General features: G+C 52.1%; 12 protein-coding genes and 1 riboswitch. Of the genes, 6 read left to right on the forward strand and 6 right to left on the reverse strand.

The window, feature by feature from the left end; all coding sequences use genetic code 11:
- The first annotated feature begins 127 nt into the window (after positions 1 to 127).
- On the forward strand, positions 128 to 1858 hold the full coding sequence (locus FCN15_RS02470; RefSeq protein ID WP_162515271.1) for a sensor histidine kinase: 1731 nt from the start codon (positions 128 to 130) through the stop codon (positions 1856 to 1858).
- 29 nt (positions 1859 to 1887) lie between these two features.
- A complete protein-coding gene (locus FCN15_RS02475) occupies positions 1888 to 3564 on the forward strand; it encodes a response regulator (protein ID WP_138493337.1) in 1677 nt (558 codons plus the stop codon).
- Positions 3565 to 3650: 86 nt separating this feature from the next.
- On the opposite strand, the gene FCN15_RS02480 is transcribed toward FCN15_RS02475, so the two are convergent.
- The 3 genes from FCN15_RS02480 to FCN15_RS02490 are packed head-to-tail and all read right to left on the reverse strand — an operon-like array spanning position 3651 to position 6091.
- Complete coding sequence (locus tag FCN15_RS02480; protein WP_420819533.1) at positions 3651 to 3851, reverse strand: FeoB-associated Cys-rich membrane protein; 201 nt, start codon at positions 3849 to 3851, stop codon at positions 3651 to 3653.
- A 9-nt stretch (positions 3852 to 3860) separates the two neighbouring features.
- Positions 3861 to 5867, reverse strand: a complete 2007-nt coding sequence (feoB, locus tag FCN15_RS02485; protein WP_138493339.1) for a ferrous iron transport protein B — start codon at positions 5865 to 5867, stop codon at positions 3861 to 3863.
- On the reverse strand, positions 5864 to 6091 hold the full coding sequence (locus FCN15_RS02490) for a FeoA family protein (RefSeq protein ID WP_138493440.1): 228 nt from the start codon (positions 6089 to 6091) through the stop codon (positions 5864 to 5866). The genes feoB and FCN15_RS02490 overlap by 4 nt, the downstream gene beginning before the upstream one ends.
- Before the next feature lie 283 nt (positions 6092 to 6374).
- Between FCN15_RS02490 and FCN15_RS02495 the strand changes: the two genes are divergently transcribed.
- Both FCN15_RS02495 and FCN15_RS02500 read left to right on the forward strand, forming a co-directional pair.
- Positions 6375 to 7553, forward strand: coding sequence for a serine hydrolase domain-containing protein (locus FCN15_RS02495; protein WP_138493340.1), 1179 nt, complete (start codon positions 6375 to 6377; stop codon positions 7551 to 7553).
- A 122-nt stretch (positions 7554 to 7675) separates the two neighbouring features.
- Positions 7676 to 8332, forward strand: a complete 657-nt coding sequence (locus FCN15_RS02500; protein ID WP_138493341.1) for a TetR/AcrR family transcriptional regulator — start codon at positions 7676 to 7678, stop codon at positions 8330 to 8332.
- A gap of 162 nt (positions 8333 to 8494) precedes the next feature.
- On the opposite strand, the gene FCN15_RS02505 is transcribed toward FCN15_RS02500, so the two are convergent.
- Entirely contained in the window at positions 8495 to 10471 is a 1977-nt protein-coding gene (locus tag FCN15_RS02505) for a glycoside hydrolase family 127 protein (protein WP_138493441.1), read from the reverse strand.
- Positions 10472 to 10616: 145 nt separating this feature from the next.
- Here FCN15_RS02505 and FCN15_RS02510 point away from each other — a divergent pair, with 145 nt between their 5' ends.
- Entirely contained in the window at positions 10617 to 11414 is a 798-nt protein-coding gene (locus FCN15_RS02510; RefSeq protein WP_162515272.1) for a helix-turn-helix domain-containing protein, read from the forward strand.
- A gap of 132 nt (positions 11415 to 11546) precedes the next feature.
- Here FCN15_RS02510 and FCN15_RS02515 read toward each other — a convergent pair whose 3' ends face one another.
- Together FCN15_RS02515 and FCN15_RS02520 are read right to left on the reverse strand one after the other, a co-directional pair.
- Complete coding sequence (locus FCN15_RS02515) at positions 11547 to 13001, reverse strand: amino acid permease (RefSeq protein WP_138493343.1); 1455 nt, start codon at positions 12999 to 13001, stop codon at positions 11547 to 11549.
- A gap of 128 nt (positions 13002 to 13129) precedes the next feature.
- A riboswitch (Lysine riboswitch) is annotated at positions 13130 to 13326 on the reverse strand.
- Between the two features lie 175 nt (positions 13327 to 13501).
- Positions 13502 to 14053, reverse strand: a complete 552-nt coding sequence (locus tag FCN15_RS02520; RefSeq protein WP_138493344.1) for a DoxX family protein — start codon at positions 14051 to 14053, stop codon at positions 13502 to 13504.
- A gap of 246 nt (positions 14054 to 14299) precedes the next feature.
- On the opposite strand from FCN15_RS02520, the gene FCN15_RS02525 reads away from it, so the two are divergent.
- The gene (locus tag FCN15_RS02525) at positions 14300 to 14785 is read left to right on the forward strand and encodes a DUF2975 domain-containing protein (RefSeq protein WP_138493345.1); all 486 of its coding nucleotides are present in this window, start codon (positions 14300 to 14302) and stop codon (positions 14783 to 14785) included.
- Positions 14786 to 14851 lie beyond the last annotated feature (66 nt).

Consider the following 14851-nt stretch of genomic DNA (forward strand, 5'->3'; position numbering starts at 1 on the left):
CTCCTGCAATAGTAAGTATATAATTCACAAATTTTTCCGTCAGCGCCAAACATTTTGGAACGATACCCGATTTTTTGTTTCCTGCATCCCTGTCTTCGGAGGAGGCTGTCAATTGCGGACCCTGCATTTGAATACGTTTACAAAAATAGTCGGACTGGTGATGCTCCTGCTCATCCCGATTCTGGTGCTGTACTGGTTCTCCAACCGGACCAGCGTTCAGGTGGTCTCTGAAGAAGCCGAGAAGTCCATGTACAAGGACCTGTCTTATTTCGCTGCGCAGACGGCCAATGTGGCCGGGCAGCTGTCCCAGAGCGGCCTGATCATCAGCGAGGACATCAACGTCCGCTCGCTCGAATTTCTGGAGATTGCTTCGCTGTACGAGCAGATGAATGAGAAGCTGCGGATTGACGAGAAGCTCCGGCTCAGCATGGCGACCTCCAGCTGGGATACCACATTAAGCATTTATGCGCCGGGAACGGCTACCTTTGTCTCCTCCAACGCTTCCCTCTCCTACGACCCTGACCAGATCAAGCGCAATTTCTCCCGTGTATGGCGGTATACCGAGGATGTGCCGGCCTATTTCCGGGGACAGCCGCGGTTTATCCGCTACATGACAGACCCGTATGACGCTCCTTTGGACAAAGCCGCGCTGATTGTTGAAATGAGCTTCCCGGCCAACGATTTATCCAAGGCTTTGGACAAGTTCAAAAGCGGCGGCAAAGGCGATCCCTTCTTCATCACGCCTGAAGGCACAGTCATCTCCGCCCAGGATGCCGATCTTCCGCTGCAGTCGGAACTGATCAGCCAGCTTGATCTGGAGCAGCTGACGCGGAAGCCGTTCACCCGTTACACGCTGCTCGGCAGCGAATATGCCGCAAGCTGCGTCTGGATGCCGGAGCTGAGTCTGTACCTGGTCGATTACATGCCCATTCAGGATGTTGTCCGCCCTATTACAGCCAACAGCTATCTGTTCTACAGCTGCATCTTCTTCCTGCTGATCGGCAGCACGATTGCCGCTTACGTCCTGTACAAGAACGTTCAGGTTCCGATCCGGGAGCTGATCCGAGGGGTGCGGCGGCTGCGCAAAGGCGAATACCCGACGCTCAAGGTATTTCATCCGGGGAACGAATTTCATTTCCTGCTCGTCAGCTTCAACGAAATGGCCAAACAGATCGAACAGCTGATCCAGAACGTGTACCTGGAGGAAATCCGCTCCCGCGATGCGAATCTGAAACAGCTGCAGTCACAGATCAATCCTCATTTTCTGTATAACTGCTTCACGCTGATCCGGAGCCTGACGAGACTCGGGGAAAAAGAAACGGTGATGCAGCTGACGCTTCACCTCAGCAAATATTACCGCTACACGACCCGTTCGGAGCGGACTACGGCCAGGCTGGAGGAAGAGCTGGACCTGGTGCGCAGCTACCTGGCCATCCAGGCGATTAAAGTCCAGGACCTGAAGTACAGCATTGAGGTGCCGGAAGAATTCGGGCAGCTGGAGCTGCCCCGCCTCATTCTGCAGCCCCTGGTGGAGAATGCCGTCCTGCACGGCATCGAGCCGGCGGGAAGCGGAACGCTGCACATCCGGGCCGGCATAGAGGACGGCTGCTTCTTCGTCAGGGTTGAGGACGACGGCATCGGCTTGAGCGAAGAGAAGTGGAAGGCGCTGACTTACGAGATCACGATGCCCCCGGCCGAGGACAAAGGCTGCGCGCTCTGGAACACAAGGCAGCGGATGCTGCTTCAATTCGGACCTGAAGCGGGGCTGCGGATTGAACGGCGGGAGGAAGGCGGCGTGGAGGCGGTGCTGTACTGGCCGGCTGAAGCGTCCGCCGCCGGCGGACTGAAGATCTCCTAAATTCGTAACCGTTCAGAGGGGGAATTCCTATGTACCAACTGCTTATTGTTGACGATCAAACCGTACTGGCTGATGACCTTGCCGACATGCTGCCCTGGCATACAGCCGGCATAGATGTTGTCCATAAGGCCTATTCCGGGCCTGAGGCTCTGGAGCTGATGGTCGAGCATCCGATCGACGTTGTCGTGACGGATATCCGGATGCCCGGCATGTCGGGGCTGGAGCTGATCGAAGAGATCAGGAAGAACTGGAAGCATGTCAAATGTATTCTGCTGACAGGCTATGACGATTTTGAATATACGAAGCAGGCGCTCAAGCTGAAATCCAGCGATTATCTGCTTAAACCCGCCGAGGACGAAGAACTGATGGAGGCGGTACGGAAGGCGCTGCAGGAGCGCAAGCGGGAATGGCAGGAAATATCCTCCATGCAGAAGGCGATGTACGCCCTGCGCGAACAGCTGCCGAAGCTCAGGGAGTACCTGCTGCTGGATCTGCTTAGCGGCAAGGAGCCCGCCAATTCAGCAGCGCTGGCCGGCAGGCTCGCTATGTACGAGCTGCCCCTCCGCCCCGGCGCAGAATGCCGCATGCTGCTGCTGCGGCTGGAGCCGCTTCCGAGCGGCTATAATGCCGGGGACGAGGCGCTTCTCGAATACGCGCTCACCAACATGGCCGCCGAGCTGTTCGGCGACCGGATGCGGCTTTGGAGCTGCCGGGACGCAAACGGTTTTCTCGTTTGCGTCCTGACGCCAAAGCCGGGCACCGGCGCGGCCGCCGGCTCCGCAGCGGCGGCCGCGCTGGAGAATGAGCCGTCCGGCTCTGCCTTCGCGGAGCTGGACGGCTGGGTAGAGACGCAGGCTGTACAGCTCCAGCATGCGGCCAAAACGTACCTCCGCACGGGCATATCCGTGCTGGCAAGCAAGAGCGGCCAGTTCCCCGGTGACATCGCCTCGATGTACCAGTCCTCCCTGGCCGGCTTCCGCCACTTCATCGGCAGCGACAGCGAGCTGTTTATGTCGCTTGCCCGCGAGCCCGAGCGCGGCGAGCCGCGGCTGCTCGGCGAGCTGTACCGCGCGCCGAGCCTGGGCACGCTGCTGGAGCTCGGCCAGTGGGAGGCCGCGGAGCAGAAGGCCTCCGCTATTTTTCGGGAGCTTCAGGAGGAATGGTACGGATCGCAGGAGCACATTCTCGAAACCTACCTGGCCATCGCGTCTTCCATCGCGGCGCTGATCCACCGGACCAAGAAGTGGCTGGCCGACACGATGGGAGAGGATTTTTACGCAGTGGCCAGCAGACAGCCGATTCAATCGGCGGAAGAGCTGCAGCAGTGGACGCAGCGCGTTATGGATCACTTCCGGCGTTCGGTCAGCGGCGTAGAGAAGGATTCGCGTTCCGCCATCCTCCGCAAGGTCCAGGACTTCATTCACGAGCATTTAGACAGCGCTGCGCTGCAGACCATTTCGGAGCATGTGCACCTGAACCCCTCCTATCTTTCCAAAATCTACAAGCTGGAGACCGGCGAAGGAATCAGTGAATATATCCTCCGCATCCGGATGGAGAAGGCCGCCGTCCTGCTGGAGAAATCCCCGGACAAAATCTATGAAATTTCGGAAAGGCTCGGCTATCAGAAGCCCAGCTATTTCATCCAGCTGTTCCGCAGGCATTTTGGGCTGACTCCGCAGGAGTACCGGAATAAGCTCGGAGTTTGATGACGATTAACTAAGCAGCACAACAAGCCCTGCCGGGATTGTCCCGGCAGGGCCTTTGCGCTGTGATTCTCTTTATTTGTTCAATTTTATTTTTCCTGGGACAGCGGGAACGGACTTCCCTTTGACGAACAGGCTGTGGTACAGCTCTTGTTCATTTCGCAGGTGCTGCATTTGCCTTCTTTGCTCTTCTTCACGAACCGGAACAAAGTCCAGCCGGCATAGCCAAAAATAAGGACACCGATCAAAATGTTCAGCAGCATAACTCCACCTTCTTTCCGGTTATTCACAGGAATTTATTAATGCAGCCCCATCCATTTACCGCCCTGGTAGATCACCAGTGCAAGAATGTAGGCAATAACCAGGGCATAGCCGACCGAGAACCAGGTCCATTTCGTGGAGGAGGTCTCCTTCTTGATTACCGCTACCGTTGCCAGACAAGGGACATACAGCAGCAGGAAGACCATAAAGCTATATGCGGCAAGCGGCGAATAATAACCTGCAATCAGCCCTTGAAGCGAATCTGTATTCGGGGCTGCATAGATGATATTCATCGTTGAAACGACAACTTCCTTAGCGAGAAAACCCGTAAGCAGAGAAGCTGCGGCCTGCCAGTTCCCAAAGCCTAATGGAGCCAGCAGCGGGGCAATCGCGCCGCCGATCAAGGCCAGGAAGCTGTGGTCCATATCAACCGCCAGCCCTCCCGGTCCCGCGTAGCTCAGGAACCAGATGGCGACCGAGCCGCCGAAGATGAACGTTCCGGCTTTGCGGACAAAGCCCTTCCCTTTCTCCCACGTGCTTCTGAACAGGGTTCTCCACTGCGGAAACCGGTATGGCGGCAGCTCAATGACAAACACGGAACCGGATTGCTTTAGCAGCGTTGAGGAGAACAGCTTGGCCAGAATCAAAGCGACAACGATGCCCAGGACATAAAGAGATAATACAATCAAAGCCTGATTATGCTCGAAGAAGGCCCCTACAAACAGGCTGTACACCGTAAGGCGTGCAGAGCACGACATCAGCGGAGTAAGCAGAATGGTCAGCAGCCTTTCCTTCGGCTGTTCAATCGTACGCGCGGCCATGACTCCGGGCACGTTGCATCCAAATCCTATGATCATAGGGATAAAGGCTTTTCCATTCAAGCCGATCTTCTCCATGAACCGGTCCATAACCATGGCCACCCGGGCCATATAACCGGAGTCCTCTATAAATGAAATGAGGAAGAACAGCATGAAGATCTGGGGCACAAAGACAAGCACACCGCCGACCCCGCCGATGATTCCGTCCAGGACCACCGCCCGGATAAAGTCAGTCGCACCGATCGCATCCAGCCCCTTGATGACCGCATCCCGGAGAGGCCCGGACATAAAGCGGTCCAGCAGATCCGAAAGGGGCGAACCCGCCCAATCAAAGGTAAGCTTAAAGATCAGGTACATAAACAGCAGGAAAATGGGTATGCCCAAATACTTGTTAGTGACATACTGATCCACCCGTTCGGAAAAAGGATAGTCCACCGTCCTCGTCCGGGTAACGCATTCTTTCAGAATCCGCTCGATATAATCCATCCGGACTTTGCGGATATAAGCATGCAGGAACTGGCAGTGCCGGGCTTTGATCTCCTGTTCCGTCCTGCTGTACAGAAGCTCCAGCTCTTCTGCAGGTAGATGCTTCTCCAGCAGCTCCCGCACCAGGGCGTTCCCTTCAAAGAATTGAAGCGCAAGCCACCGCTTGGAGGCAAATTCAAGCGCATCCAGCCTTTCGATTAAGGCTTGCACCGCCGGCTCAAGCACCTCCCCGTAATCGATAACAAGCGGAGTCCCCTTGCGGCTGCCGGCTTCCCGGAACTGATCCGCCAGCAGGCCGCAGTTGAAGCCCGTGCGGGCCACAATCGGTACCACCGGCGAGTTCAGCAGCAGGGCAGACAGCTTCGCTTCATCAATCACAAAGCCCCTTGCTTTGGCGACGTCAATCATATTCAAGCCGATCAGCAGCGGGTGCCCGTATTCCAGAAGCTGCAGCGTCAAATAGAGATTCCGTTCAATTTGTGAGGCATCAATGATGTTCAGGATGAGCGCAAAATCCTCGGACAGCAAAAACTGCGTAGCCACGCCTTCATCCCGGGAAAGGGGGCTCAGGGAATAAATGCCGGGAAGGTCGATTAAATGCCCGGCTTTATTTTTAAGTACCCCGACCTTCTTCTCGACGGTTACCCCTGTCCAGTTCCCGACATATTCATAAGAGCCGGTCAGGATATTAAATAAAGAGGTTTTGCCTGTGTTCGGATTACCGGCTAAAGCAATGTTCATGAAGGGGCAACCTCAATTCGTCTGGCATCGCAGCGCCGGAGGCCGATCCATTGTCCGCCTGCCTCCACGGCAACCGGTCCGCCGAATGGAAGAATCCGCTTCATCCTCACGCTTACTCCGTCCGCAACGCCCAAATCCATTAACCGGCGGCGTACCATCTCATTTAAGCTCTCCATATTGGTAATTCTGGCCTTACAGCCAGGCTTTATATCCGCCAGCACCATCTCAGTCAACTCCACTCCAGATAACAAATGATAATAGTTATCAATTATGTATGTTCATTATAGGGGATTGCTTAGAGCCCGTAAATAGACCTGGTGAAATAGCCGTAGAGCCGGATACGGTGATCTCCATTAATAGCATCACTTACTAGAAGTCAATATAATAAAATTGCCATACCTGTCTGCAGAAATTTCATATATATTTGTATTTTTCAATTCGGTATATTGGTTTATATAAATTTATTAATTTTTATTAAACTTTTCCCGGAAAGAGGTTGTTCGAGAAATGCTGAAGCTAGACACTGCTTCCAAATTAAAAGAGATATTGAACACAAGTATAAGCAGCCATGAAATTGCGGGCGCAAGTATTATGGTCATTAAGAACGGCAGCGAAGTTTTTTATCACAACGATGGTTTCGCTGACCTGGAAACAGGACGCCCAATAACCAGGGATTCCATTTTCCGTTTATATTCAATGACAAAGCCTGTTACCGCTACTTCTATTATGATACTGCTGGAACGAGGAGAAATTGACTTATTTGATTCAGTCAGCAAGTTTATCCCCTCTTATAGAAACCAATTAGTTGTCAAAGAAGGGCAGTTAGTTCAAGCAAGCCGGGAGGTCACTATACTCGACCTGTTAAATATGACTTCCGGCTTACTATATGATGGACCGGATTTGGCAGGCCAACAATCCTATGCACTATTTCAGGAATTGGACAGCCGGCTGTTCAGCGACAATCCTATGACCACCATGGAGTTTGCCAGCCGGTTAGGACAAGGCCCATTATCGTTTGATCCAGGATCAAGCTGGCAATATGGTACATCTGCAGATGTACTCGGCGCAATTGTTGAAGCAGTTAGTGGAATGCGATACGGGGAATTCCTGAAGAAGGAATTATTTGATCCTTTGGAAATGCATGATACAGGTTTCTGGCTGCCGGAAGAAAAGAGAGAACGCTTAGCGAAAACCTATCAGGATGATGGCACAGGCGGATTGAAGCTGTACTCAGGCAATCATCTTGGCATTAATCATCAAATGGACCGGATCCCGGCATTTGAATCAGGAGGCGCAGGTTTAGCCTCAACTATAGATGATGCAGCCAAATTTACAACGATGTTAATGAACCAAGGTTCCTTTAACGGTGTTCAACTCTTAAAACCCAGAACTGTACAATTTTTAACATCAGCGTCATTAACGGTTAATCAGCAACAAGAGTTCTCGAATTGGTATTCCTTGCGCGGCCACAGCTACGGGAACCAGATGCGTATCATGACTGATCCTGCGCAGGCCGGGTTCATCGGCAGCACCGGCGAATATGGCTGGGATGGCTGGTTAGGCGCTTATTTTACTAACAGTCCCCAAGATAAGTTAACGATACTGTTTATGGTACAGAAGAGAGATGCCGGTACCCTCTCGGTCACACGTAAGTTACGCAATATCGTCTTTAGCAGCGCGTTTTGAAAAAGTACAGGCATTTGCATCCTTAAAGAAGTAAATGTAAAAGGCCGTAGAATCATGTGATTCTTCTCCATTGGAACAACAAGAGTGCGTTTCAAAATCTATCACTATTCTTGAGGTGTAATATGACAGAACGTGCAGTATTTCATGATTTTGTTGAAATGATTAATACTATGGAAATGCCAAATGGAAAAAGAAAAATCATGATTGCAGCGCTCGAGCTGTTCTCCGAGCAAGGATTTGATGGTACAAGCACCGCACAAATAGCTGAGCGATCTGGGATGAGTGAAGCGACACTCTTCAAATATTATAATGCCAAAAAAGCATTATTACTGGCTATTATCTCCCCTATTATAAGCAGCTTAATCCCGACATGGGGTGGAGAATTTCAACGCAAACTGAAGCAGTGCGATAACGATTTACGTTCACTTATCCATTTTATTGTAGAAGATCGCTGGGCTTTTTTATCAGCTAATGCTCCGGCTATTACCGTTCTTCTTAATGAACTTATGACAAGCAAGGAAGTTCTATCACTCTTTAAGTCAACAGTCGATCAGCATTTAAGCGTTAACGGATCAGATATCTTGAAAGTTTTTCAAAATACAAATGAACTAGATGTTGAACAAGACTTTAAGTCTATATGTCGACTGTTTATCGGACAATTATTAATTTTCTTTCTAGAAAAGGTAAGATTCAACATAAGAGCAGATGTGACTCAAGAGAGTGAAGACTTAGAAATTATAAAAAATCACATTTACAAAGCGTTGCGCAAAAATGATTAAACCTCCAAGTTTCTGACGACACGAAATACGAGGCGACCAATAAAGTGAAGGACTTCCGCCGCTTGGCGGCTTCGATTATCGTATGGCTTGCTTAGGTTTGCATACACATTCTAGTAAAAATGGACTGGCATATGCCCAGTCCATTCCTGTTTATATGAATGCTTATTCCCTAATCCACACCGTCATCTCGCCCGGCTTCCGGTTACCCCAAAGCGTGTAAGGCACGGCGGTCAGCTTCTGCAGCGTAAGTTCAGCCGGCTTGGTACCATACAGCGCTGCCGGCTCCTCCGGTGCGGTCAGCCGGAAGCCGTCTGCTTCAAGCAGAACCGCATCTTCCAGGATGCCTTCGGTCCCGATAACCTCGCGGATTTCAGACTGCGGCGGCAGGCTGAGCGCCGGCAGCAAAGCCCCGTTGTCTGCTTCCTCGAAGCAGTACACCAGCGGTCCCCGCTGCAGGGCGACTTTACCGGCATCCGCTCTGGCATTCGGATTCGCGTAAATCCGCTGCGGCTGCATATCCAGCGCAACGGCAAAGCAGTCTCCCTGCTGCCAGGTCCGCTCCAGATAAGCATAGCTTTCCCGGATGACCGGCGATACCGGCTTGCCGTTCAGCGTAAACGCCGTTGCCTTCGACCAGGAAGGCACCCGCACGGCCAGCGTAAATGTTCCGCTTCCTTCTATTTCCTGAACCGTCAGTCCGGCCTCCCCCTGCCATGGCAGGGCGCTGTCCAGCTTGATGACGGCTTTGGTCTTCCCGCCGAATTCCACCGCCGTCTCACTGCCGATGTACAAATGGGTATACAGCGTGTCCTCGTTTGCCGTAAATACATACTGGCCCAGCGAAGCGAGCAGGCGGGTGATGTTTGGCGGGCAGCAGGCGCAGCCGTACCATTTTTGCCGGACGGGCTTCACATGGTGCCGCCCCGGATTTTTGGCGCTGGCTTCCGGCCAGACCTCCATCGGGTTGACATAGAAGTAGTGCTTGCCGTCCCGCGCCATGCCTGCCGTAACTGTGTTGTATAAAGCGCGTTCCAGCACATCCCCGTATTCGCCTTTCATCTCCAGCTGCAGCATGCGTCTTGCAAAGAAGATCAGTCCGATCGAAGCGCAGGTCTCGGAGTAATTCGTGTCATTCGGCAGATCATAGTCAAATGTAAAAGCTTCGCCATGATGCGTAGAGCCGATGCTGCCGTTGATATACATCTGCTTCTGCACTATATTCCGCCATAACCGGCGGCAGGCCTCCAGCAGGCTTTCATCCCCGGTTTGCAGCGCCAGATCGGCCATGGCCGTGTACATATAAACCACCCGGACCGCATGGCCTGTCGCAGCTTCCTGCTCCCGCACCGGCTTATGCGCCTGGAAGTAGTCCATCGCCGGCGGGTTCTGCTGGATCACGCCCGGAGACCAGTGCGTGGTCCGGCCGCGCCGCTCCCACTCTTCAAGGAAGAAGCTCGGCTGCTGTCCTCTTTCATTGATAAAATGCAAGCTCAGGTCCAGATAACGCTGCTCCCCTGTTGCCTGGTACAGCTTCACGAGCGCAAGCTCGATTTCCTGATGGCCGTCGTAGCCGCGGATTTGTCCTTCACCGGTGCCGAACACACTTCCGACATAGTCTGCCATCCGTCTGGCCACGTCCAGCAGCTTTGTTTTGCCGGTGCCCTGGTAATACGCTACAGCCGCTTCAATCATATGGCCCGCGCAGTACAGCTCGTGGCATTCCATCAGATTAGACCACCGTTTCCCCGGTTCAGCCACTGTATAAAATGTATTGAGATACCCGTCCGGCTGCTGGGCGGAAGCAATCAAGTCAATGAGTTCGTCTGCTTCGCGCTCCAGCTCGGCATCGGGCTTGACAGCCAGCGAATAACCTACGGCTTCGAGCCATTTATAAAGGTCGCTGTCCTGGAATACCATCCCGCCAAAGCTGCCTTCCGCAAGCTTCGCTGCGATCCGGAAGTTGGATACCGCATAGCTTGGCTCAGCGTCCGGAATCCGGTCGTTAAGCGCTTCCAATTGATAAGGGATCACCGTGTCCCGCACAAGATCAAGATAGGGAGTCCAATACGCATCCTCGATGCGGACCGACTGCAGCTGCAAGGGCTCCGAAGGAGCAGAGGGCTTCACACTGTTGTTCATCATTTCACTCTCCATTTATTTGGTTCTTATTACCATAGTAATGAAAAAAAAGAGTCTTGTCGGTAGAGGTTCCGGTATAATAGGTGTCAAAAACTGACTTCATTAATAGAAATGGAAAAGAGGATGACCCATGTTCCCTTTATACTTGGATAAACCCTATAAACTCCGGATGGGCGGACAGTTTATGTCCGATGAACAGTGGTCGCACATGGAGCGGACAATCGAGGATTATGAGCTGATTATCGGGGTGTCCGGCGTTGTATTTCTGGAAGCGGACGGCCTCATGTATGAAGTAAAAGCAGGTGATATGCTGATTCTTGAACCCGGGGTCAGACACCGGGGCAACAAGCTTTCCCTGCCGGGGGTTTCTTTCTATTGGTTCCACTTTCTGTTCCCGGAATGCACCGCCAGCGAACCGGACTGCCGGATTCCGCGGTATGCAAGCTGCCCCAATCCGGGACGCCTGCATATTCTCGCGCGCCAGCTCCTTCATGCGGCCAGCGGCGGCAGCCGGATCCGGCAGGCCGGGGACTATTTTCTGACCTCGCTGTTAATCGAACTGGCGGAGCAGCTGCAGGACTCCGAGGGACTAGACGCGCTCGATCCCCAGCTGCCGAAGCTGCTGGAATGGACCCGGCTCCATGCGCTGGAGCCTGGCATATCCGTAGAGCAAATCGCACAGGAGATGGGCTACAACAAAGATTATCTGTCCCGCATGTTCAAACGGCGGTTCGGCTCCGGCCTGCTGCACTACATTCATAACCTGAAGCTTGAGGCCGCCAAGGAGCTGCTCACCGGGAGCCCTATGCATGTGAAGGAAGTCGCCGCCAAGGTCGGGATACCGGACGACAAGCAGTTTGCGAAATGGTTCAAGAGGCTCGCAGGCGTTACGCCGACCGAATACCGGAAAGCTTTTACAAGGACGCATCTGAACAACACCTAAAGCGAACTCCCCGCACAAAAATCCCCTTCAACGGGACTCCCCAGCCTGTTAGGCAGAAGTCCCGTCGAAGGGGATTTCAATTTCACTCATTTAATCATTCATATATCTTTATTATTTCCTATATTATTCCAATTAATTGTCCGTATTCAGATCGCATTCGGTCAAAGGAATGACTTTGGTCTTCTTCGTCCATTTGTAGCCGAGCCACAAAGCGATCACAAGCGGAATGCTCAGGTAAGAGGCGGCCAGCCCGACCCAATCCACACTGCCATCGGAAATGACGGACATGCTTTGGCCTACGACGACAACCGCACAGATCAGGAAGGCGATGATCGGCCCAAACGGGAAAAATCTTGCTTTATAAGGCAGATCGCTCAGGCTGCGGCCCTGCGCGGTATAAGCCTTGCGGAAGCGGTAATGACAAATGGCGATGCCGAGCCAGGTAATAAATCCGCACATACCTGACGCGTTCAGCAGCCACGTATAGACAACTCCGTCCCCGAAAAAGGAAGCCAGAAACGCCAGCATGCCGACAGCAGCGGTCAGCAGAACGGCATACACCGGAATCCCCCGGCGGTTGACTCTTCCGAACAATTTCGGCGCTTTGCCTTCCTTCGCCAGGCCGTACAGGACCCGCGACGAAGCGTACATGCCCGAGTTGCCGGCGGATAATACGGACGACAGAATAACGGCGTTCATAACGGATGCGGCAAATGCCAGTCCGGCTTTCTTAAATACCAGGGTGAACGGGCTTGCGCCGACGCTGCCCACGTCCCCTTTCAGCAGGTCCGGATTCGTATAAGGAATCAGCATGCCGATAACAAAGATGGCCAGAATATAAAAGATCAGAATCCGCCAGAAGATCTGCTTCACCGCTTTGGGAACATTGTGGCGGGGATCGTCGCTTTCTCCTGCTGCAACCCCAATCAGCTCTGTTCCCTGGAAGGAGAAGCCTGCCGCCATAAACACGCCGAGCAGCGCCAGAAAACCTCCGTTAAACGGGGCAGCTTCTGTCGTAAAGTTGCTGAAGCCGGGCGATTTGCCGCCCATAATGCCAAAGATCATCAGCACACCGATGATCAGGAATGCAATAACGGTCACTACTTTAATGATAGCAAACCAATACTCGGATTCGCCGTAGCCTTTAACGGATAAAATATTCAGTCCCAGAATAACGGCCAGAAACAGCAGACTCCACAGGAAGGATGAGCTTCCGGGGAACCAGTATTTAATGATGAGCGTTGCTGCCGACAGCTCGGCCGCGATCGTAATCGCCCAGTTGTACCAATAGTTCCAGCCCAGTGCGAAGCCGAGTGCGGGATCCACGAACCGGCTTGCGTAAGTGCCGAACGAACCGGATTCCGGCATGTAAGAGGCCAGCTCGGCCAAACTGGTCATCAGGAAGTAGACCATAAATCCAATCGCCGCATAAGCCACAATAGCTCCGCCCGGTCCGGCAGAAGAGATGGCTCCTCCGCTGGCTAGAAACAGCCCGGTTCCGATTGAACCGCCCAGGGCAATCATAGTCATGTGCCTGGCTTTCAGTCCGGTTTTCAGTCCGGACGCAGGGTTTTGGTTCTTGCTCATAATAACGCACACTCCTTTAGGTTGTTTGAAGATGCCCCTAAATTCATGCAGGAAGATACAGAAAAAAGACCGCAGCTGCTATTCTCGCGCGGTCTTAGGATAACCTTATAGGGTCTGCCTCAAACCTTCATGAAGATAGCACAACACGGAGTTTCGGCGAAAAACATCCGTGACAGTTCTGTCCCTTTCGGAAACAGCCCCAGCATCATTCCCGTTCAGAAGCCTGGGAATCACACTTCGGCGGGTATGCCTTTCTGCCGGGATCCTCAGCTGCTTCTAGCCTTCTCCGGCGGTACTCATCATAACCGCGACCTCTACCTCATCAAGTTGATGAGGCCAGCTATTTAATTATCAGGGTAATACGGAATCTCATTATATAACATTAATCTGCCATAGGACAATAACATATTTGTGGTAATCCGTTATTGAAAGATACCCGCCGGGCTGAAGCGCCGGCCGGGTACCCTTGTTCATGAGAGGTGAACTTCCAGCCTGCTCATTTACGCTGTATGTCTTGTTTTGAATGGTGCTGGAGCCGGAGCTTGTGTTTCGCCGCCGTCACCGCGGCCAGCTTGGTTCCGTTTGAACAAGCCGCGGAGGAAAGGCATTACCCAGCGGTCCAGGCCGATTTTGCCGGCATTTGCAGCAGCTACAACCAGGAAGATTTCAAGCAGCAGCATTTGCGCGTTTGTGCTTACTGTACCCGAGAAGAGGAACGCGGTATTCATCACGACTGCCATTAATGCGGCGAAGGTAGTGAAGGTACCGAGGATCAGGCCCAGGCCGACCAGGAATTCACCGGCAGGGATCAGGACGTTGAAGAATTTCACGCCAGGCAGTGCGGCATGCTGCAGAAACGATGCCCACCAGGCCTGTACGGCGGGATTTTCACCGGTGCTCTTCGCGATTGCTCCCTGCAGGAAGCCGCCGGCGTCAAAGCCTTTTGTCAATTTCTCAATGCCGTGGGTCATCCATTGGTAACCGAGGTAGATCCGGACGATGGTCAGCAGCCACATTGCAACTTTGTTCGTTCTCAGCCAATTGTTAAACATATAAATCTCTCCTTTTGATTAATTTCTATTGTCTTTGATGTTATCGCTTTGTAAGTTTTGTAAGATGATCATCTCTTATGGCTTTATTATATGTGATTATTTTCACAATACATGTGATATAAATCACACTAAACGTAATTATTTTAAAAATGAACTATATTGTAATTAAAACAATATAATTTTATTGAAAAACGATAAATCAGATGTTAAAGTCATCTTGTCATCAAATTAGCAGAGGTGCTTCTAATGAATGTTAAACATGGCTCTACCGCTTTCTTAAAGGCAGTCATTGTTCTGATTGGAATTGCGGTGCTTGCATTTTGTATATTTGTCGTGCCACGCGTGGCGAATTTTGCAGCCGCATTGTATCCAAGTATAGCCGTAATAAAATATCTCGTTCTCCTCGTGATGTATGGAGCGGCTGTGCCCTTTTACATTGCTCTCTACCAGGCTTTCAATCTGCTGCAATACATTGCCGTGAACACAGCGTTCTCCGAATTATCTGTAAAGGCGTTAAAGAACATAAGGTACTGCGCAATTACAATCAGCGGCTTGTATGTATTAGGTTCGCCCCTCTTCCGCCTTATAGCGGAGAAAGTTGACCCTCCTGTCGGATTTGTAGGGCTCATCCTTATTTTTGCTTCGCTGGTGATTGCCGTATTTGCCGCTGTACTCCAGCGTCTTCTGCAAGAAGCGATTAATATACAGTCCGATCATGATTTGACCATTTAAGGTAGAGGATTTGCCAAAAAAAAGAACACCAGTCCGGGTACAGCTTCGGGTTGGTGTCCATGATTG

It is taken from the genome of Paenibacillus pinistramenti (genome assembly GCF_005869875.1).
Lineage (GTDB): Bacteria > Bacillota > Bacilli > Paenibacillales > Paenibacillaceae > Fontibacillus > Fontibacillus pinistramenti.